Origin of the sequence: Pseudonocardia sp. EC080619-01, assembly GCF_001420995.1 — a bacterium.
Lineage (GTDB): Bacteria > Actinomycetota > Actinomycetes > Mycobacteriales > Pseudonocardiaceae > Pseudonocardia.
In genome coordinates, this window is sequence record NZ_CP012184.1 from 517,375 (window position 1) to 535,634 (window position 18,260).

Annotated in this window: 22 protein-coding genes; 5 read left to right on the plus strand and 17 right to left on the minus strand. The window is 73.9% G+C overall.

The annotated features are described in order from the left end of the window. Window positions 1-27: 27 nt before the first annotated feature. Window positions 28-1,734: a malto-oligosyltrehalose trehalohydrolase gene (gene treZ, locus AD017_RS02385; protein WP_255358478.1), complete on the plus strand. Its 1,707-nt coding sequence runs from the start codon at window positions 28-30 to the stop codon at window positions 1,732-1,734. Window positions 1,735-1,859: 125 nt separating this feature from the next. On the opposite strand, the gene AD017_RS02390 is transcribed toward treZ, so the two are convergent. The 3 genes from AD017_RS02390 to AD017_RS02400 all read right to left on the minus strand — a co-directional run bounded on the left by AD017_RS02390 (window position 1,860) and on the right by AD017_RS02400 (window position 4,204). Then, window positions 1,860-2,225 carry a hypothetical protein gene (locus AD017_RS02390; RefSeq protein ID WP_227012640.1) on the minus strand — a complete coding sequence of 122 codons (366 nt, stop codon included), beginning with the start codon at window positions 2,223-2,225 and terminating at the stop codon, window positions 1,860-1,862. A 235-nt stretch (window positions 2,226-2,460) separates the two neighbouring features. Then, window positions 2,461-3,006, minus strand: a complete 546-nt coding sequence (locus AD017_RS02395; protein ID WP_060572597.1) for a DUF3558 family protein — start codon at window positions 3,004-3,006, stop codon at window positions 2,461-2,463. A 211-nt stretch (window positions 3,007-3,217) separates the two neighbouring features. Further along, complete coding sequence (locus tag AD017_RS02400; RefSeq protein WP_010230103.1) at window positions 3,218-4,204, minus strand: malate dehydrogenase; 987 nt, start codon at window positions 4,202-4,204, stop codon at window positions 3,218-3,220. Between the two features lie 97 nt (window positions 4,205-4,301). Between AD017_RS02400 and AD017_RS02405 the strand changes: the two genes are divergently transcribed. The 3 genes from AD017_RS02405 to AD017_RS02415 all read left to right on the plus strand — a co-directional run bounded on the left by AD017_RS02405 (window position 4,302) and on the right by AD017_RS02415 (window position 6,263). Next, on the plus strand, window positions 4,302-5,480 hold the full coding sequence (locus AD017_RS02405) for a DUF418 domain-containing protein (protein ID WP_060572599.1): 1,179 nt from the start codon (window positions 4,302-4,304) through the stop codon (window positions 5,478-5,480). Then, window positions 5,477-5,932 carry a hypothetical protein gene (locus AD017_RS02410; RefSeq protein WP_060572601.1) on the plus strand — a complete coding sequence of 152 codons (456 nt, stop codon included), beginning with the start codon at window positions 5,477-5,479 and terminating at the stop codon, window positions 5,930-5,932. The genes AD017_RS02405 and AD017_RS02410 overlap by 4 nt, the downstream gene beginning before the upstream one ends. A gap of 112 nt (window positions 5,933-6,044) precedes the next feature. Continuing rightward, the gene (locus AD017_RS02415) at window positions 6,045-6,263 is read left to right on the plus strand and encodes a hypothetical protein (RefSeq protein WP_139317183.1); all 219 of its coding nucleotides are present in this window, start codon (window positions 6,045-6,047) and stop codon (window positions 6,261-6,263) included. A gap of 9 nt (window positions 6,264-6,272) precedes the next feature. Here AD017_RS02415 and AD017_RS02420 read toward each other — a convergent pair whose 3' ends face one another. The 12 genes from AD017_RS02420 to AD017_RS02480 all read right to left on the minus strand — a co-directional run bounded on the left by AD017_RS02420 (window position 6,273) and on the right by AD017_RS02480 (window position 15,531). Then, on the minus strand, window positions 6,273-6,587 hold the full coding sequence (locus tag AD017_RS02420; protein ID WP_010241726.1) for a gas vesicle protein K: 315 nt from the start codon (window positions 6,585-6,587) through the stop codon (window positions 6,273-6,275). Then, complete coding sequence (locus AD017_RS02425) at window positions 6,584-6,826, minus strand: gas vesicle protein (RefSeq protein WP_060572605.1); 243 nt, start codon at window positions 6,824-6,826, stop codon at window positions 6,584-6,586. Before AD017_RS02425 ends, AD017_RS02420 begins: the two co-directional genes overlap by 4 nt. Further along, window positions 6,823-7,620 carry a GvpL/GvpF family gas vesicle protein gene (locus AD017_RS02430; protein ID WP_060572607.1) on the minus strand — a complete coding sequence of 266 codons (798 nt, stop codon included), beginning with the start codon at window positions 7,618-7,620 and terminating at the stop codon, window positions 6,823-6,825. Before AD017_RS02430 ends, AD017_RS02425 begins: the two co-directional genes overlap by 4 nt. Continuing rightward, window positions 7,617-8,546, minus strand: coding sequence for a gas vesicle protein (locus AD017_RS35970; protein ID WP_082539053.1), 930 nt, complete (start codon window positions 8,544-8,546; stop codon window positions 7,617-7,619). Before AD017_RS35970 ends, AD017_RS02430 begins: the two co-directional genes overlap by 4 nt. Further along, the gene (gene gvpO, locus AD017_RS35975) at window positions 8,543-9,490 is read right to left on the minus strand and encodes a gas vesicle protein GvpO (protein ID WP_227013354.1); all 948 of its coding nucleotides are present in this window, start codon (window positions 9,488-9,490) and stop codon (window positions 8,543-8,545) included. The genes AD017_RS35970 and gvpO overlap by 4 nt, the downstream gene beginning before the upstream one ends. After that, a complete protein-coding gene (locus AD017_RS02450) occupies window positions 9,483-9,728 on the minus strand; it encodes a gas vesicle protein GvpG (protein WP_010228950.1) in 246 nt (81 codons plus the stop codon). The genes gvpO and AD017_RS02450 overlap by 8 nt, the downstream gene beginning before the upstream one ends. A gap of 1 nt (window position 9,729) precedes the next feature. Then, on the minus strand, window positions 9,730-10,503 hold the full coding sequence (locus AD017_RS02455; RefSeq protein ID WP_060572608.1) for a GvpL/GvpF family gas vesicle protein: 774 nt from the start codon (window positions 10,501-10,503) through the stop codon (window positions 9,730-9,732). After that, window positions 10,500-10,877, minus strand: a complete 378-nt coding sequence (gene gvpJ / locus AD017_RS02460) for a gas vesicle protein GvpJ (protein ID WP_010228946.1) — start codon at window positions 10,875-10,877, stop codon at window positions 10,500-10,502. Before gvpJ ends, AD017_RS02455 begins: the two co-directional genes overlap by 4 nt. Window positions 10,878-10,929: 52 nt before the next feature. Beyond that, window positions 10,930-12,201, minus strand: coding sequence for an SRPBCC family protein (locus tag AD017_RS02465; RefSeq protein WP_082399471.1), 1,272 nt, complete (start codon window positions 12,199-12,201; stop codon window positions 10,930-10,932). After that, window positions 12,194-13,117, minus strand: coding sequence for a hypothetical protein (locus AD017_RS02470; protein WP_060572610.1), 924 nt, complete (start codon window positions 13,115-13,117; stop codon window positions 12,194-12,196). Before AD017_RS02470 ends, AD017_RS02465 begins: the two co-directional genes overlap by 8 nt. A 618-nt stretch (window positions 13,118-13,735) precedes the next feature. Further along, complete coding sequence (locus tag AD017_RS02475) at window positions 13,736-14,215, minus strand: CoA-binding protein (protein WP_010239825.1); 480 nt, start codon at window positions 14,213-14,215, stop codon at window positions 13,736-13,738. After that, window positions 14,212-15,531, minus strand: coding sequence for an O-acetylhomoserine aminocarboxypropyltransferase/cysteine synthase family protein (locus AD017_RS02480; RefSeq protein WP_060572612.1), 1,320 nt, complete (start codon window positions 15,529-15,531; stop codon window positions 14,212-14,214). The genes AD017_RS02475 and AD017_RS02480 overlap by 4 nt, the downstream gene beginning before the upstream one ends. 91 nt (window positions 15,532-15,622) lie before the next feature. Between AD017_RS02480 and AD017_RS02485 the strand changes: the two genes are divergently transcribed. Then, on the plus strand, window positions 15,623-16,606 hold the full coding sequence (locus AD017_RS02485) for a TIGR03617 family F420-dependent LLM class oxidoreductase (RefSeq protein WP_060572613.1): 984 nt from the start codon (window positions 15,623-15,625) through the stop codon (window positions 16,604-16,606). Between the two features lie 6 nt (window positions 16,607-16,612). On the opposite strand, the gene AD017_RS02490 is transcribed toward AD017_RS02485, so the two are convergent. Together AD017_RS02490 and AD017_RS02495 are read right to left on the minus strand one after the other, a co-directional pair. Continuing rightward, window positions 16,613-17,323, minus strand: a complete 711-nt coding sequence (locus tag AD017_RS02490) for a dienelactone hydrolase family protein (protein ID WP_060572615.1) — start codon at window positions 17,321-17,323, stop codon at window positions 16,613-16,615. Then, entirely contained in the window at window positions 17,320-18,243 is a 924-nt protein-coding gene (locus tag AD017_RS02495; protein ID WP_060572617.1) for an acyl-CoA thioesterase II, read from the minus strand. Before AD017_RS02495 ends, AD017_RS02490 begins: the two co-directional genes overlap by 4 nt. Window positions 18,244-18,260: the final 17 nt, after the last annotated feature.

An 18,260-nucleotide genomic window follows, 5' to 3' on the forward strand; every position in this document is an offset into this window, starting at 1 on the left:
TCGGTGTGGGCCCCTGACAGGAACCGGGTGAGCGTCCTGGTCGGCGACGACCGGATCGCGCTGGACCCCGCACCCGGCGGGTGGTGGCGGACCGAACTGCCCGACCACGGGCACGGCACCGACTACGCCTTCCTGCTGGACGACGACCCCGCCCCGCTCCCCGACCCACGTTCCCGCTGGCAGCCGGCCGGGGTGCACGAGCGCTCCCGGGTCTACGACCACGACTCGTTCTGGTGGACCGACGACACCTGGACCGGCCGCACCCTGGCCGGGTCGGTGCTCTACGAGTGCCACATCGGCACCTTCACCGACGAGGGCACCTTCGACGCGGCGATCGGCCGGCTCGACCATCTCGTCTCGCTCGGGATCGACCTGGTCGAGGTGCTGCCCGTCAACGCCGTCGACGGCCCCGTGAACTGGGGCTACGACGGCGTCGCCTGGTACGCCGTCACCGGCAACTACGGCGGCCCGGACGCCTTCAAGCGGTTCGTCGACGCCTGCCACGCCCGCGGCCTCGGCGTCGTGCTCGACGTCGTCTACAACCACCTCGGGCCCTCCGGGGCCTACCTGGACCGGTTCGGCCCGTACTTCGCCGGATCGAACATCTGGGGCCCGTCGCTGAACCTCGACGGCGGCGGCTCGGACGAGGTCCGCCGCTACGTGATCGACAATGCGCTGATGTGGCTGCGCGACTTCCACGTCGACGGGCTGCGGATCGACGCCGTGCACGCGCTGCGGGACACCCGCGCCCAGCACGTCCTGGAGCAGCTCGCCGTCGAGGTCACGGCCCTGGAGGCGCACGTCGGGCGTCCGCTGTCGCTGATCGCCGAGTCCGACCTCAACGACCCGCGGATGATCACCGCGCGGGAGGGCGGCGGCTACGGGCTCGACGCCCAGTGGGCCGACGACGTCCACCACTGCCTTCACACGGTGCTCACCGGGGAGGGCCAGGGCTACTACGGCGACTTCGCCGAGGCGGGCCTGGACGGGCTCGCGCACGTGCTGACGCGCGGGTTCCTGCACGAGGGCACCTGGTCGTCGTTCCGGGGGCGCAGTCACGGCGCCCCGATCGACACGGCACGGATCCCCGGCTCCCGGCTGGTGACCTACCTGCAGAACCACGACCAGATCGGGAACCGGGCCACCGGCGACCGGCTCACCCATACGCTGTCCCCCGGCCTGCTGGCCTGCGGCGCGGCGCTGCTGTTCACCTCCGGCTTCACCCCGATGCTGTTCATGGGCGAGGAGTGGGGCGCGCGCACGCCGTGGCAGTTCTTCTCCCGGTTCGGAGACCCGGGCCTGCAGCAGGCGGTCCGCGACGGGCGGCGCACGGAGTTCGCCGACCACGGCTGGTCCGACGCCGACGAGGTCCCCGACCCGAACGCGGAGTCGACGTTCACGGACTCGACGCTCGACTGGTCCGAGCCGGAGCAGGAGCCGCACGCGACGCTGCTGCGGATGCACCGCGAGCTCATCGCGCTGCGCCGCACCTGGCCGGAGCTGTCCGACCCGTGGCTGGACTCGGTCGGGGTCGACGTCCACGAGCAGGCCCGAACCCTGGTGATCGCCCGGGGCGCGATGCGGGTCGTGGTCAACCTGGGGCCGGAGCCCGTCACGCTGTCGCTCGGGTCGACGATCACCCGGATCCTGCTGGCGTCCGAGCCGACCCGCAGCGACGACGACTCGTTCACCGTTCCGGCGGAGGCGTTCGCGATCTGCCGTATCGCGGGGTGACGGCACCGGCGTTGCACCCGCTCGACCGGCAGACCCGACCGGCGTGATCACCGGTCGGGAGGCGATCCGGCCACATCCGACCGTCTCTCTTTCCGATCGGTGATCACGGGCCCGGCCGGGAGGCATCACAGCTGGGCGAAGTGCTCCCGCTGTACCTCCAGGGCGCGGCCGATGGCGTCCTCGGCGTGGCCGTACTGCCGGGCGGCGACGAGGAGCCGGTCGGCCGCCTCCCGGACCTCGACGTAGTGCGCCCAGTGGGTGTCGAGGATGTGGTTCACCTTCGGCTGGAAAGCCCTCCTGGCGTCGAGCGACACCGGATCCTGGCCGACGGCCGGCAGGTTCCGCAGCCACTCTGCGTCTTTCAGGGCCGTGTACATCCGCTCGGCCTGGGCGGCGAGGATCGCGTGGACCTGGACGACGTTGCCGGTGGTGATCTGCACCATGAGGCTGTCGGAGGCGGTGCCTCGCGGGCGGGCTGCATCGATCGTCATGGCGACGCACGGTAGGAGCGGGCAGCACGGCCGGTCGCTGTTCGGACCGCGGCGTTCGCGGGTGCGAACCCGGTCGCCGAGCAGCGAGCGGTGGTCACGCAGCGAGAGTCCGAGGCTCACACCGAGTACCGGGGCTCCACGCGGTAAATTCGGGGCCCACACGGGGAATCCGGGGCCCACACGGCGAGTCCGGTGGTCACACGACGAGTCCGGTGGTCACGGGCGGCACGGGTCGTCACGCAGCGAGCCCGCGTGCGGTCCGGATCACCTCGGCGGTGAGCCGGACGGCCCGATCGCAGGACTTGTCGATCCAGGACCCCGGCCCCGGCGGCTCGACGTCGGCAGCCTGGGTCTGCGTGCGGATCAGCTGGCTCTCACCGGTGTCGACGAGGATCTCGCAGAGCGGGGCGATCGTTTCCCGCTCGGTGAGCCGGACGGTGCCGTAACCCTCGATCTCGCCGATCATCGCACCGTCGGCGCCGACCGCCTGCTCGGCATCGGACGGGAAGAACTGCACCGTGAAACCGAAGTCGCTGCCGTAGCCGCCCCAGTCGCACAGGCGGGTCGGCTTCCCCCCGACCACCGGCGACGCGATCCGACGCCTCTCCGGGGCCACACCCGCGGCCCTCAGGCTCTCCGGCGACACCGTCGCGCACGGATCGAGGCGGTTCAGGTCGATGTCCGCCGGCCGGGCCGGGAACGGATCCGGCGGCCCCAAAGGCGCGGACGCGCACCCCCCGAGCACGAGAACCAGCACGACCGCCGCCCACCACCGCGTCACGGACCCTCCTCGCCTCCGGGGAGACGCTAGCCCCTACCCCCTGTCCCGCACGGAGATTCCGGGGTGATCACCGATCGGGAAGCGATCCGGCCACGAACGGCCGTATCCCTTCCCGATCCGTGATCACGGGCTGCGGCGAGCGGGCCCGGACGCGAGCCGGCCGCGACCACCTGGGTGGTCGCGGCCGGGGAGGACGTGCGTGGGGGTGGGCTCAGATCAGGCCGAGCTTCTTCACCGCGTCGCGCTCCTCGACGAGCTCGGCGACCGAGGCGTCGATCTTCCCGCGGGAGAACTCGTCGATCTCCAGGCCCTGGACGATCTTCCACTCGCCGTTCTCGGAGGTGACCGGGAACGAGGAGATGATGCCCTCGGCGACGCCGTAGGAGCCGTCGGACGGGATCGCGGCGGAGACCCAGTCGCCGGCCGGGGTGCCGTTGACCCAGTCGTGGACGTGGTCGATGGCGGCGTTCGCGGCCGACGCGGCCGAGGACGCGCCCCGGGCCTCGATGATCGCGGCGCCACGCTTGGCGACGGTCGGGATGAAGTCGTTCTCCAGCCACTCCCGCTCGACCTGCTCGGCGGCGATCTTGCCGCCGACCTCGGCGTGGAAGAGGTCGGGGTACTGGGTGGCGGAGTGGTTGCCCCAGATCGTGAGCTTGGAGATCTCGTCGAGGCCGACGCCGAGCTTCTTGGCCAGCTGGGCCAGCGCACGGTTGTGGTCGAGGCGGGTCATCGCGGTGAAGCGGTCGGCCGGGACGTCCGGCGCGGACGCCTGGGCGATCAGGGCGTTGGTGTTGGCCGGGTTGCCGACGGCGAGCACGCGGATGTCGCTCGCGGCGCCGTCGTTGATGGCCTTGCCCTGGGGACCGAAGATGCCGCCGTTGGCCTCGAGCAGGTCGCCGCGCTCCATGCCCTTCGTGCGGGGACGGGCGCCGACCAGCAGGGCGACGTTCGCGCCGTCGAAGGCGGCCTTCGCGTCGTCGTGGATGTCGATGCCGCGCAGCAGCGGGAACGCGCAGTCGTCGAGCTCCATCGCGGTGCCCTCGGCGGCCTTGACGGCCTGCGGGATCTCGAGAAGGTTCAGCTTGACCGGGGTGTCGGGCCCCAGCAGCTGCCCGGAGGCGATCCGGAAGAGCAGCGCGTAACCGATCTGGCCAGCGGCTCCGGTGACGGTGACGGAAACGGGGGTAGCAGACACGACGCGGACCCTAGCCCTGTCGGGCGTCGCACGCCGCGACGGGGAGCACACGGATCGCTCCAGGTGGCACGAACCACACCCGGTAGCGTCGACGTCCGTGCACGCCCTCCCGGTGACCGACCGGTCCGCGGCCCCCGATCTGGCCCGTGGGGCGGCGCTGCTGCTCATCGCGATCGCCAACGCCCACACGTTCGTCACGCACCGCGGGATCGGCGTCCGCACCTACCCGCGGGACCTCTCCGGGATCGACGCCGTCGTCGCCACGGTGCAGCTCACCCTGGTCGACGGCCGTGCGTACCCGCTGTTCGCGGTGCTGTTCGGGTTCGGGATCGCGGGCCTCGCCGCCCGCCGCACCCCGCCCGGCGCGCGGGCCGGCGACGACGTCGTGGCGCTGGTCCGCCGGCGCGGCGGCGCGCTGCTCGCGATCGGTGCGATCCACGCGGTCCTGCTGTGGCACGGCGACTTCGTCGCCGCGTACGGGCTGATCGCGGTGCTGGCGGCCGGGTTGCTGGCCCGGGGCACGACCCCACAGCTGGTGACGACGGCGGCGGCGACGACCGCCCTCGCCGTGCTGCTCCACCTGCCGGTGGCGCTCACCGATGCCGGGGCACCGTCGGCGTCGCCGTCGCTGGTGCAGCCGGACGCCCTCGTGGCGATGGCGGACCGGTTCGGCGAGTGGTTGTTCGGCAACCTGCTGCTGAGCGCGCTCGCGCTCACCGGCGCGGCCGCGGTCGGCGTGCTGCTCCACCGGTCCGGGCTGCTCGCCGACCCGGCCCGGCACCGCCGCCCGCTGCGACGACTGGCCGTCGCCGGGATCGCGACGGGTGTCCTCGGCGGGCTGCCGATGGCGCTCGTCGCCGCGGGGTCCTGGTCCCCGCCGACGACGGTGCTGCTGGTGCTCGGGCCGCTGCACGCGCTCACCGGGTACGCCGCCGGGGTCGGCTACGCGGCGCTGGCCGGGCTGGTCGTGGCGCGGCGCGCCGGGCGTGCGCCGGGCCGCGTCGGCGCGGCGCTGGAGGCGACCGGGCAGCGGTCGTTGTCGGCGTACCTGGCGCAGTCGGTGGCGTTCGTGGCGTTGTTCCCGGCCTGGACGCTCGGGCTGGGTGCGGGCCTGCCGCTGTGGGCGGCGGCACTGTGCGGGACCGGGGTCTGGGCGACGACGGTGCTGGTGGCGACGTGGTCGGCACGCACCGGCGGGCGCGGCCCGGCCGAGTCGCTGCTGCGCCGCCTGACGTACCCCCGGCCCGTCGGCCCGGGGCTGGGGTCGCGCCCGTGACCGGCCGGGAGGATCCCGCGCACCGCGACGAGCCGGACGACCGTCCGCCGTGGCAGGGAGCGCCCGGGTACTCCGGTGTGGACGACCCGGATCCCGGTCCCGGCGGGGTGCCCCCGCACGCGCCGCTGCCCGGCGCCCCGCCGTACCCGCCGGGGACCGGGCCCGACGATTGCGCGCCGTCCGACCGGGAGCCGTCGCCGGTCGAGCGGCTGCTCCCCCGGTGTGTCGCGGCGAGCGCGGGCTGGGTGGCGGTCGCGCTGCTCCTGGCGCTGGTCACCGGTGTGGTGTCGTGGCCGCTGCGCGGGATCGCGCTCGTCGTACCGTGGGGGCTGACGGCCGTCGCGCTGCTCGTCCCGGCCCGCCGCGGCGCCGGCCCGGGTGGACTGGTGGCGCTGGCGTTCGGTCCGTTCTGGCTGCTGCACGCGCTGCTGGTCGGTCTGCTCGGCTGGTGAGCGACGGCCCCTCCGGCCGCGGCGGGCCATCCGTCGCGATCTCGAGTGGCAGCACACGGTGCGTGCCGGAATGATGCGTTCCGCACCGCCCGTCCCGGCGAAGGAGCTCCTCGTGGCGCAGCACGACCCGTACGTCCTGCCGATGGTCGACGTCGCCGACAAGTGGGTGGTCCGGTGCGACTGCGGGTGCGGCGCCTTCGAGCAGTACGCCACCCAGGACGAGGCGCAGGACCGGTCCGACGCCCTCCGCGCCGAGAACGAGCCGCCGCCGTCGGAGCGCGCGCAGGCCGTCGACGAGGTCCGGGCGGCGGAAGGCTCCGACCCGGTCTGAGGCCCGCCGCTACCGCTGCCGCGGGAGCAGCGGGCCCAGCGGACCGAGCTCGATGTTGAGGTCCTGCGCGGTGAGTCCGAACCGCTCGGTCAGCTCCTCCATCGCGGACTCCAGGTGCATGAGCGACGTACCGAGGTCCTCGATCTGGTCGTCGGTGAGATCGCCCTGGTCGACCCGCCGCAGCACCTGCTTCTCCATCAGCTGACGCAGCAGTTCGACGATCGTCAGCACCAGCTTCATCAGGTCCCGCTCGACCGACTCACGGTCGATCTCGACCCGGCCGGCGGGCCGGGCCGGGCGCGACCCGGGCTCCGGGGCGCTCATCCACCGGCCCCCGGGAGCGCACGCGGCTCGGCGGCGGAGACACGCCCGTCCCCGTGGGGCACGTCCTCCGCCGGCGCGATCGAGGTGATGAGCGCGCGCAGCGAGATCCGGACGAGATCGACGCCGGCCAGCGAGATCGTCACGTCCCCGGTGAGCACCACTCCCCCGGCGAGCAGCCGGTCCAGGAGGTCGACGAGTGCCACCTCGCGGTCGCCGAACAGTCCGGTCGGTTCGGTCATCCGTCGTCACCGCCCGGGGCGGTCCCGGCGAACGAGTACGGCACCCAGGGGCCGGTCACCTCGACCAGCAGCGCGGGCGTCGCGGCCGCCTCCACCGCGGCCCGCCACCGGTCGGTGTCGTCCGTGTCGACGAGGTAGGCCGCGTTGAGCACCATCTGCTCGGTCCGGCCGGTGAGCGCGGCGTCGTGGACGCGGTGCCGGCGCGCCTCGACCGCGGCCCCGGCGACGGCGTCGTGCAGGCTCTCGGCCGCCCGGAACGCCTCGTCGGTCCGGGCCTCCGCCGCCCCGGCGGCGGCACGGCGGCGGCGCAGGTACTCCGCCCCGGACGACGGCCGCTCGCCCCGCGCCGCGGGTGCGGCCTGCGGGGCCCACGCCTTCAGCCCCCACTCGGCCCGGCCGTGCACCCGGTCGAGGACGGCCTCGAACCCGGACCGGCGCTCGTCGAGGACCGCACGGACCCGCGCGTCGTCGGTGAAGACGGTCGCGAGGGCCAGCGGCGCCACGTCGGACGAGCGCCCGACCTCGTCGACGACGTGGTGGTGCGCGCGGGCGGTCGCGGTGAGCCAGTCGAGGTCCTGGAGCCGCTCGTCGATCGCGTCCTGCGCGAAGTCGGCGGCAGGCACCCGGCTGACGACGGCGTGCAGCCCGGACCCCGCGACGACCCGGACGGGCGCGTCGAGCACCCCGGTCAGTGTCGCGAGCCCGGGCGGCTCACGACGGGTGACGGCGTAGACGTACGACAGCTCGCCCGGCGCGGCCGCGGGGCTGTCGTCGGGTGTCTCCTGCACGGTCATCGCCTCCGGGAGCGGGTGCCGTCGTCACGGGCGCGGCGCCGTTCCGCCGGCTCGCGGGCCGGGGCGTCACGGGCGCGGCGGCGTGGTGCTCCCGCAGCACGGCGCCGGGACGGGGCGGGGGGATCGTCGGGTCCGGGCCTGTCGATCCCGGCGCGCTCCTCGGTCCGGTCGGGCGGCTGCCGCTCCTCGTCCGCGTCGGCGGCGTCGGCGCCGGTGTCGGCGCCGGTGTCGGCGTCCGCGTCGGCGTCCGCGTCGGCGTCCGCGTCGGCGTCCGCGTCGAAGTCGAGGTCGTCGTCGGCGTCCGCGTCGTCGAAGTCGTCGGCGTCGTCGGCGTCGAAGTCGTCGTCGGCGCCGGAGTCGAGGTCGGCGTCGAGGTCGGCGTCGAGGTCGGCGTCGAGGTCGGCGTCGAGGTCGGCGTCGAGGTCGGCGTCGAGGTCGGCGTCGAGGTCGGCGTCGAGGTCGGCGTCGAGGTCGGCGTCGAGGTCGGCGGCAGCGGCGGCCGCCCCTGCTCCGGCGTCTGCTCCGGCGTCGTCGGCGTCGTCGTCGGCCCGGTGCCGGTTCGCTCCGTCGCCCGAGGGCCCCGCCGGGGGCAGACCGTCGCGACCCGCGGCGCGTTCCAGGGCCTCGACCCGCTCACGCAGGTGGGCGTTCTCGGTCTCCAGGTCCTGCCGTCCGGCCGAGAGCGTCGGGTCGCGCTCCCACCAGTCGATGCCCATCTCCTTCGCCCGGTCGACGGACGCGACCACCAGCCGGATCTTGATCGTCAGCAGCTCGATGTCGAGGAGGTTCACCTGGATGTCCCCGGCGATGACGATCCCCTTGTCCAGCACCCGTTCAAGGATGTCGGCGAGGTTCGCCCCGTCGTTCCGGGACTCCTGCTGCCGCCGGGGCTGCCCGGACGACCAGCGCACCGTGTCGCTGCTCATGCCTCACCCCCGGTCCCGCGGGTGTAGCGGCGGACGCGCCGGTACGACACGAGCTCGGCCTCCCGGTCGAGCTCGGCCTCGTACACCCCGAGGACGTCGGCCGAGTCCGGGATCCGCCGGGACTCGACGACCTCCACCTCGATCGTCCAGCCCTCGTCGTGCCGGGAGACCGAGGTGACACCCTCCGGGGTGCGGCCGGTCATCTCGACGACCTGCTCCAACGCAGCCCGGGCGACGGCCCGCGCACCGAGCCGGGCCGGACGGGGCGGAGGTTCCGGTTCGCCCCCGCCGTCGTCGTCGCCGCCGTTGTCGCTGTCGTCCCCCTCGTCCTGGCCCTCGTCGGTCCCGTCGTCGCCCTCGATCTCGTCGATGTCGTCGTCGATCTCGTCGATCTCCTCGATCTCGTCGTCCGGAGCTGCATCGTCGGGCGCCTCCTCGTCCTCCGCGACCCGGTCCTCCGGGACCTCGTCCTCCGCGGCCCGCCGCACCTGCCGCCGCCGGGGCGTGTCCTCCGCCGCCCGTCGCCGGGGGCCGTCCCCGGCCGCCCGGCGCCCGGGCGCCTCGTCGGCGGCACGGCGCCGCGACCCGTCACCGGTGGACCTGCGCCGAGGGGCGTCGCCCGCCGGTGCCCGGCGCGCCGAATCCCCGTCGGCCCGGCGACGCCGCGGCCGCTCGCCGGTCCCCTCCCCGTCGGCACGGCGGCCCGGTTCCTCACCCGACCGCGCCCTCCTCGGCCGGGCACCGCCCTCCGCGCGGGGACGCCGCGGGGCCGTCGCCTCGTCACGCCCGGGTGCCTCGGCACCGTCCCGGCGGCGGGCAGCGGATCCTCCCCGGGCGGTGCGGCGCTCCGCGCGATCGCCCGGCCCGCCCCCCGCGCGGTCGTGATCACGGCCGCCGCCGTCGTCGTCGCGGGTGGGCCGTCGCCGGACGGGGCGGTCAGCCACTCCGGCCTCCCCCGCCGCGGTCGATCAGCCGCCCGAGGAGCTCCTCCTGGCGGGCGTCGCGCTCGGCCTCGTCGATCTCGCCGTCCTCGAACGCCCGCTCCGACTCGTCGATCTTGCGACGGATGACGGCCGGGTCGTTCATCTCCCGGTCGACCTCGGCCTCGATCTGCTCGGCGATCCACATGACGCCCCGCACCGGGGCGAGCGGCAGCGTCAGGATCCCGGTCAGCAACCCCATCTCACTCCTCCGTCCCGGCGTCGGGAGCGGGCAGGAAGTCGAACGGGGCGACCGGCCCGATCAGCTGCAGCGACACCCGGTCACCCCACTCGTCGCCGAGCGCGTCGACCGCGGTGTCGAACTCCGCGCGGCGGTCGCGGCGCACCAGCACCGCGAGGTGCACCGCACCGTCCTCACCGCCGACCTCCTTGACCACGATCCCCTCGCACTGCGGCTCCAGCAGCTCGACGGCGGCCTCGGCGTCGGCGGTGCGCAGGCGTTCCACCTCGTTCGCGATCCGCTCGCCGAGCGTGATCCGCTCGTAGTGGGTCGCGTCGGGATCGCTGTCGCGCAACGACCGGCTCATCTCGGCGATCTCCGGGTCGCGGTCGACGATCCCGCCGAGCAGGAGGTCCTCGTCGTAACGGCCGTAGAGCACGAACTGCAGACACCCGTCGAGGCGCTGCAGCACGTCGACGAAGAAGTCGTGGTTCTCCTCCAGCAGCTCGTCGACGACGGCCAGGTCGTCGGAGACGACGCCGCCGAACTGCATCGGCAGCACCGTCACCTCCGCCGCCACCGCGTTCACGACCCGCTCGTGCGCCATCAGGTCGTCACGCCGGCCCAGGGGCCGGTCCGTCGGGACGTCGCTGACGACCGCCGCGAGCTCGCGGTGGTCGAGCAGACCGATCTCACCCCCCGGCGCGCCCACCGGGTCCAGGTCGCCGGGGATCCGGGCGCCCGCGGCGACCACCCCGTACACGTAGACGCCGTTCCCGGCCGCTCCCTCGCTCACCTGCGCTTCTCCCCCTTGCGCTCGCCGCGGAACTCGTCGAACTTCTCCTTCCCCGCCTCCAGGACGCCGCGCGTCGTGCCCTTCGCGCCACCCTCGTACGCGCTCTCGGTGAGCCCGCTGACGACCTGCCCGAGGTCCTTGCCACCCTTCTGGTGCAGGTCGAGCCGGTTGGTGGCCTCGGCGAAGCGGAGGTAGGTGTCGACGCTGGCGACGACGATCCGCGCGTCGATCGTGACGAGCTCGATGCCGACCAGCGACACCTTCACGAACACGTCGATGACCAGGCCCTTCTCCAGGATCAGGTCGATCACCTGGGCGAGGTCCCCCTGCGGTGCGCGGGAGACCCGGCCCCCTTCCTGACGGCTGACGGTCACCCGTCATCCCCTCCTCTCGTACGGCGTGGCAGGCCCGGCCGGTGCCGCCGGATCAGGACGCACCGGCCTTGCGGCGGCGCGGGGCGGTACGGCCCCGGCGGCCGCCGGACCCGTTGCGGCCACCGTCGTCCGCGGGCTCCGGCTCCTCGGGTTCGTCGTCGGCGTACTCACCGGCGTCCAGGTCCTCGTCGAGGTCCTCGACGTCCAGGTCGTCGCCGTCCTCGTCCTCGGGGACCTCGTCGACGACCTCGTCCTCGTCGAACTCCTCGAACTCGTCGTCGGGCCCGCCTGCCGGCTCCTCGACGTCGTCGTCGGCGTACTCGGCGGCCTCGCCCTCGTCGTCCTCGAGTTCCTCGTCGGCGCCGTCGTCGTACTCGTCGTAGGCGTCGTCGTCGTACTCCTCGTCCTCCCGGGCACGCTCCTCCTCGAGCGCCTCCTCGTGGGTCCTGACGACCTCGCTGTCGCGGATCTCCCCGCGCCAGCCCTCGAGCTCCTCGCGGTTCACGAGCGTCTCGACCATGACGTGCCTGCGGTAGTGCTTGAACTCGAGCCGGGCCCGCCGGCCCACGGCACGCCAGACGTTCCCGGTCTTCTCGAACAGCCCGACCGGGTAGTACTCCAGGACCAGCAGGACCTTGGTCAGCTGCGGCGCGAGCTCGTGGAACGTCACGATGCCGTTGACGTAGCCCTTCGCCCCGCCGGAGCGCCAGACGATGTGGCTGTCCGGGACCTGCTCGATGATCGTCGCGTTCCAGGTCCGCTTGGACAGGAACACCTGGGCCCGCCAGGTGGTCTTCTCGTCGGACTCCTGCTCGACGCTGTGCACCTTCTTCATGAAGCTCGGGAAGTCGGCGAACTGCGTCCACTGGTCGTAGGCGACGCGGACCGGCACCCCGACGTCGAGCTCCTCGACGATGTTCATGAACTTGAACTTGCCGCGCTGCCCGCCGCCCGGGCCGCCGGATCCCCCGGAGCCGCCGGAGTCGTCGGAGTCGTCGTCCGAGCCGCCGCCGAGCCCGACCGCGCCGAGCACCTTGTCCTTCGCCGCCGACAGGCCGCCCTTCAGCGCGCCCGTCACCGGGTTCCCGCCCTGCAGCATCGCCGTGCCGCCACCGAGCGCGGCCCCGAGCCCGGCGCCACCGTTCTCGGTGACGTCGGTGAGCCGTCCGGTCAGCGCGTCGACCCGCTCCAGAGCCGCCCCGACCGCCCGGTCGGTCACCGCACCGAGCAGGGTCATCGCCGCGTCCTTCAACCGGTCCGTGGGCAGCTGCGCGAGGCCCGAGGCCTGGTCGGCGACGTCGTCCGCCGGGTTCGCCTCAGGCATCGTCGCCCCCGCGGCGGGTCCGGGTCGTGCTGCCGCGGCCGCCACCGCGGGCCGTGCGCCGGGTGCCCGACGCCGAGTCCGATCCGCTGCCGGACCGGCCGCCCGTGCTGCGCGCCCGGGACCGCGACGCCGTGCCGGACGCCGCCGACTTCGCCGACTTCGCGGTCTTCGCCGACTTCGCCGCCCCCGAGGCCGCCGACGCGGCCGTGCGCCGCCGTGCCGGTGCCTTCGCCGTCGCCCCGGTCGCGTCACCGGCCGCGGCGCCGGAACGGCGGCCGCCGGTGCCCGGGCGGCCGTCGTCGGCCGAGTCGTCGGCCGAGTCGTCCCTGTCCTCCGCGGTGTCGTCCGCCGTGTCGTCCGCCGTGTCGTCAGCGGTGTCGTCCGCCGTGTCGTCAGCCGTGTCGTCGCCCCCGTCCGTGCCGGCATCGCCGGGGCCGGAGTCCCCGGCCGACCGGCGGGACCGGCCCGCCGACGCGAGCCGCCCCGTCGTCCGGCGCGCGGCGTCCAGACCGTCCGCGGTGGACCCCGCGACGGCGCCCGCCGTGTCGCCCACCGTCTCGACACCGGCCCCGGCGACGTCACCCGCCGTGTCCGCCACCTTCTCCACCGGCTTGCCGAGGTTCTCCACCCGCTCGACGAGCGAGTCCGTCAACGACTCCATGCGGCTCGCCGCGGCGGCGAGCGCCGCGTCCCTCCCGGCCTCCACCAGACGCCCGGTGATCGCCTCCCGCAGTCGCGACACGTCGGCCGACCCGGCCGCCAGCTTCGCGCCCTTTCCCAGCAGATCCGTGGGCGAGAGATCGAGTTTCCGGCCGGCCAGCGCGCCGCCCAGCATGATCGCCAGTTTCATCTTCTTCGTGCGGCCGAGGACATACCCCCCGAGCACCGCCATCCCCACCTTCGCGGCCGAACTCATGAATGACCACTCCTCCGATACGAGAATGCGATCTTGACCGCTCGGCGCACCGTCGAGATCGACTTCTGTCGCGACGCTCCCACCGAGATCAGCTGCAACGCCGACTGCACAAAGCCTCGCACGGGTCACGTTCCGGCGCGACGTTACAGCGAATGGTCAATTTCCGTACGCCTCCGTCCGGAGCAACATGAGATTGCGCCGTAAAGGTGTGCGGCACACCGTGGACGGGCTGACGCAAATGCTGTCACTAGACCGGAAGAGGGGACCCGGTGAATCGGACGGCGCATGATCTTCCCGAGAGATCCTCAATGGAATCAGCTCGTTCTCGATCACTGGTGATCACGTTTCCGGAGTCCCCCGGGCAAAAGAATTCTTCACTCGAAGAGAGCAGCATGATCCGGGAAATACGGTGCCACCTGCATGGTTCCGGAGCAGGGCCGGAGCGGGGATGGCACGGGGGTGGCGCGGGGGCGGGACCGGCGGGCGCGGACGCGCGGCGCAACGGTCGGGAGCCTGCGGCCGTGACCGTCCGCAGTGGTCGCCGGCCACCCCGCCCGCGGCCGGACGGCAGCGGCGCGGGGTGGCAGGGCGGGGCCGGGAGGGCCGGGTGCGGGTGTGTCAGTCCCGGCGGCGGGAGGTGATCACGCCGGTGTTGAACCCGGCCAGGTGCAGCCCGCCGGCGAAGCGGGCGTGCTCCACCTTGAGACAGCGGTCCATCACGACGTCGAGGCCGGCCTGCTCGGCACGGCGGGCGAGGTCGGCGTCGAACAGGCCGAACTGCAACCAGAACACCGACGGGTGCGGGTCCAGCGCCAGCACCTCGTCGAGCACCCCCGGGAGGTCCTCCGGCTTCCGGAAGACGTCGACGAGGTCGGGGACGACGGGAAGCTCCGCCAGCGAGGGGTACACCGGGCGGCCGAGGATCTCGGTCGCGTGCGGGTTCACGAAGTACACGTCGAACCCGGTGGAGGCCAGCAGGTAGGTCGCGACGAAGTTGCTGGCGCGGGCCGGGTTGGGCGACGCACCGACCATCGCGACGGTCCGGGTGTCGCGCAGGATCCGCTGCCGCCGCCACGCGGGCGGGTTCTCCCAGGTCACGCGTCCTCCTTCAGCGCTGCGGTGAGGGCCTGGTCCAGGTCCCACACGATGTCGTCCGGATCCTCGAGACCGACCGAGATCCGGATCATGTCCGCGGGGACGCCGGCCTGGTCCAGCTGGTCGGGCGTGAGCTGCTGGTGCGTCGTCGACGCCGGGTGCAGCACCAGCGTGCGCGCGTCGCCGACGTTGGCGAGATGGCTGCACAGCTGCACCGACTCGATGAACCGGGCGCCCGCGTCGCGGCCGCCCGTCACACCGAACGCGAAGACCGCGCCCGGCCCGTCCGGCAGGTAGCGCCCGGCGCGCTCGTGGTGCTCGTGCGAGGGCAGCCCCGGGTAGGTCACGTACTCGACGCGCGGGTCGGCCTCCAGCCACTCCGCGACCCGGCGAGCGTTCGCGACGTGCTGGTCCATCCGCTGCGGGAGCGTCTCGACGCCCTGCATCAGCAGGAACGCCGAGTGCGCCGACAGCGTCGCGCCGACGTCGCGCAACTGCTCGGCCCGCAGCTTCGTGAGGAAGCCGAGCTCCTGGAAGTTGCCCCACCAGGTGAGCCCGCCGTACGACGGCACCGGCTCGGTCATCTGCGGGAAGTTCCCGTTGCCCCAGTCGAAGGTGCCCGCGTCGATGACGACGCCGCCCAGCGTGGTGCCGTGACCGCCGAGGAACTTCGTCACCGAGTGGATGACGATGTCGGCGCCGTGCTCGAGCGGGCGGCACAGGTACGGCGTCGCCAGCGTCGCGTCGATGATCAGCGGCAGGCCGCGGGCGTGCGCGACCTCGGCGAGCCCGGCGATGTCGGCGACCTCCCCGCCCGGGTTCGAGATCACCTCGGCGAACACGAACTTCGTGTCGTCGCGGATCGCCGCGGCGTAGTCGGCCGGGTCGGTGCCGGGCACGAACGTCGTGTCGACGCCGAAGCGCCGCAGCGTGACGTCGAGCTGGGTGATCGTGCCGCCGTAGAGCCCGGCCGCGGCGACGGCGTGGTCCCCGGTCCCGGCGAGCGCCGCGAAGGTCAGGAACTCCGCCGACTGCCCCGACGCCGTGCAGACCGCGCCGATCCCGCCCTCCAGGCTGGCCAGCCGCTCCTCCAGCGCCGACACCGTCGGGTTGGCGATCCGGGAGTAGATGAGCCCGTACTTCTGCAGGGCGAACAGCGCCGCGGCGTCGTCGGTGTCCCGGAAGACGTAGCTGGTGGTCTGGTGGATCGGGACGGCCCGCGATCCGGTCTCCGCGTCCGGCACCGTGCCCGCGTGCACGGCCCGGGTGCGGAAGCCCCAGGCCCGGTCCTGCTGCTGGTGATCGCTCACGGTCCCCATCCTGCCTCCTGACCGCGCGGCGTGGTGCGGGGTACCGTCCGATCATGCGCACCGTACGTCCGGAACATCCCTGTCGACCCGTCTGCGCCGCATGAGGATCGACGCGCGCGTCCGCGACTCGCTGGAGACCGTCGCCCGGGACGTCCGGGCCTGCGAGGAGATCGGGTACGACGGCGCCTGGAACGGCGAGAACCGCGCCGACGGCCTGCTGCCCCTCGTGCTCGCCGCCGAGCACTCGACGCGGGTGCAGCTCGGCCCGTCGGTCGCGATCGCCTTCGCGCGGACGCCGATGACGGTCGCCTACCCGGCCTGGGACCTGCAGCGGTTCTCCGGCGGACGGCTGGTGCTCGGCCTCGGCAGCCAGATCCGGCCGCACGTCACCCGCCGGTTCTCGATGCCGTGGTCGCGGCCGGCCGCGCGGATGCGGGAGTTCGTCGTCGCGCTGCGGGCGATCTGGCGGAGCTGGGAGACCGGCGAGCCGCTCGCGCACCGCGGCGAGTTCTACGACCACTCCCTGATGACGCCGGCGTTCGTCCCGCCGCCGAACCCGCACGGCCCGCCCGCGGTGTTCGTGGCCGCGGTCGGTCCGCAGATGCTGCGGGTGGCGGCGGAGGTCGCCGACGGGCTGTTCGTGCACCCGTTCTGCACCACCCGGTACCTGGAGGAGGTCATCGCCCCGGCGGTGGCCGAGCACCGTCCGGCGGGCATGGCGCCGCTGGAGATCGCGCTGTCGCCGTTCGTCGCGTTCGACGACGCCGACGTGGCCGAGGTGCGCCGGCGGATCTCCTTCTACGGCTCGACCCCCGCCTACCGGCCCGTCCTGGAGCTGCACGGCCTGGGCGAGCTGCAGGACGAGCTCAACGCGCTGTCCAAACAGGGCCGGTGGGACGACATGGTCCCGCTCGTCGACGACGACCTGCTCGACCTCATGTGCGCCACCGGCGACACCGCGGGCGTCGCCGACGGGCTGCGCCGGCGCTGGGGCGGGACCGCGGACCGGCTGCGGTTCACGGTGCCCGGTGAGATCCCGCCGCCGGAGCGCTTCGCCGACCTGGTGGCCGCGCTCCGCGCCTGACGGGGTTCACAGGTGGGTGCGGAGGAACTCCAGCACCCGCCGGGTCGCGTCGGTGGCGGCCGGCTCGTCGTAGGCCGCGTGCAGCGGCGAGCGCCGCGCGGCCGCACCGAGCACGCCCTCGGTCCGCGTCATGAACGAGTGCCCGGCGTCGGGGTAGACCTTCACGTCGTGCGGGATCCCGCGCTCGGCGAGATCGGCCTCGAGACGTTCCGGGTAACCGTCGGCGAACTGCGCGTCCCGGCCGCCGAAGCTGGCGACCACCGGGCAGACGGGCTCGACCCGGGTGCCGCTGCGGCCGTAGAACGGCACCGCCACCCGGTACAGCCCGGTCTGCGACAGCAGCATCGCGAATCCGCCGCCCATGCAGAACCCGATGGCACCGATCCGGTCGGCGTCCACCGTGGGCTGGCCGGCGAGCCAGCGTCGCGCGGACTCGCAGTCCCCCAGCGCCGCGCCCCGGCCGGACGCCATCGTCGCCATCGTGGAGGCGACGCACAGCGGCTTCACCTTCCCGCGGGCGAACAGGTCCGGGATGAGGACGGTGTAGCCCTCGCGGGCGAGCTCCCGGGCGATCCGGCGCATCTCCGGGGTCATCCCGAACGCCTCGTAGATCATGACCAGCGCCGGGCCGGGCTCACCGGTCTCCGGCCGCGCCAGGAACCCGGGCAGGGTCCCGCCGTTGACGCTGGGAACCGCGACGTCCGCCTCGACCGTCATCGTCGACCGCCCTTCCGGACCCGCACGAGGCCCTCCTGCATCGTCGTGGCGACCAGACGGCCGTCCGCGGTGAAGAACCGGCCCGACGCCAGCCCGCGCCCGCCGGACGCGGCCGGCGAGTAGCAGGTGTAGAGCAGCCACTCGTCGGCCCGGAACGGCTCGTGGAACCACATCGCATGGTCCAGGCTGGCCATCTGCACGCCGTTCGCGGGCGCGTCGTGCCGGGCGACGACGGAGCCGAGCAGCGTCAGGTCGCTGGCGTAGGTCAGCAGGCAGACGTGCAGCAGCTTCTCGTCCGGGAGCGTCCCGTCGGCGCGCAGCCACAACCGCATCGGCTCGTCGGACGGCCCGGTCCAGCGCTGCGAGGACACCGGCTCGTCGATCAGCCGGATGTCCAGCGGCCGGGGCAGCCCGGCCATCCACCCGCCGTCGCCGCGCACGGCGCGGGCGCCGAGGTCGTCGATCCGGTCCGGTGCGGGGACGCCCTGGGGCATCGGCTCGGAATGCCGCAGCCCGTCCTGCTCCATCTGGAACGACGCCGACAGCGAGAAGATCGCCTCGCCGCGCTGGATCGCCAGCACCCGGCGGGTCGTGAACGACCGCCCGTCCCGCACCCGCTCGGTCTCGTAGACGATCGGGATGTTCGGGTCGCCGGGCCGGATGAAGTACGCGTGCAGCGAGTGCACCGGACGGTCGCCGGGCACCGTCCGCCCGGCCGCCACCAGCGCCTGCCCCGCGACCTGCCCGCCGAACACCCGGGGCAGCGAGACCGGCGGGCTCACGCCGCGGAAGAGGTTGTCCTCCAGGCGTTCGAGGTCCAGCAGCGAGACCAGGTCGTCGAGGACGGCCTGGCCGCGCGGCTCGCCGTCGGCGGCGGTCGCCTGCGGCTCGGTCGCGGGAACGGGTTCGGCGGGGCTCACGGGACGGGAGTATGCGG

Bases quoted from the DNA above. Each gene is read 5' to 3' on its own strand.
- AD017_RS02420 (WP_010241726.1), bottom strand. From the start codon at position 6,587: ATGAGCGCCCCGGAGCCCGGGTCGCGCCCGGCCCGGCCCGCCGGCCGG.
- AD017_RS02465 (WP_082399471.1), bottom strand. From the start codon at position 12,201: ATGCCTGAGGCGAACCCGGCGGACGACGTCGCCGACCAGGCCTCGGGC.
- AD017_RS02480 (WP_060572612.1), bottom strand. From the start codon at position 15,531: ATGGGGACCGTGAGCGATCACCAGCAGCAGGACCGGGCCTGGGGCTTC.
- AD017_RS02390 (WP_227012640.1), bottom strand. From the start codon at position 2,225: ATGACGATCGATGCAGCCCGCCCGCGAGGCACCGCCTCCGACAGCCTC.
- AD017_RS02430 (WP_060572607.1), bottom strand. From the start codon at position 7,620: ATGACCGTGCAGGAGACACCCGACGACAGCCCCGCGGCCGCGCCGGGC.
- AD017_RS02470 (WP_060572610.1), bottom strand. From the start codon at position 13,117: ATGAGTTCGGCCGCGAAGGTGGGGATGGCGGTGCTCGGGGGGTATGTC.
- AD017_RS02485 (WP_060572613.1), top strand. From the start codon at position 15,623: ATGAGGATCGACGCGCGCGTCCGCGACTCGCTGGAGACCGTCGCCCGG.
- AD017_RS02490 (WP_060572615.1), bottom strand. From the start codon at position 17,323: ATGACGGTCGAGGCGGACGTCGCGGTTCCCAGCGTCAACGGCGGGACC.
- AD017_RS35970 (WP_082539053.1), bottom strand. From the start codon at position 8,546: ATGAGCAGCGACACGGTGCGCTGGTCGTCCGGGCAGCCCCGGCGGCAG.
- AD017_RS02425 (WP_060572605.1), bottom strand. From the start codon at position 6,826: ATGACCGAACCGACCGGACTGTTCGGCGACCGCGAGGTGGCACTCGTC.
- AD017_RS02450 (WP_010228950.1), bottom strand. From the start codon at position 9,728: ATGGGGTTGCTGACCGGGATCCTGACGCTGCCGCTCGCCCCGGTGCGG.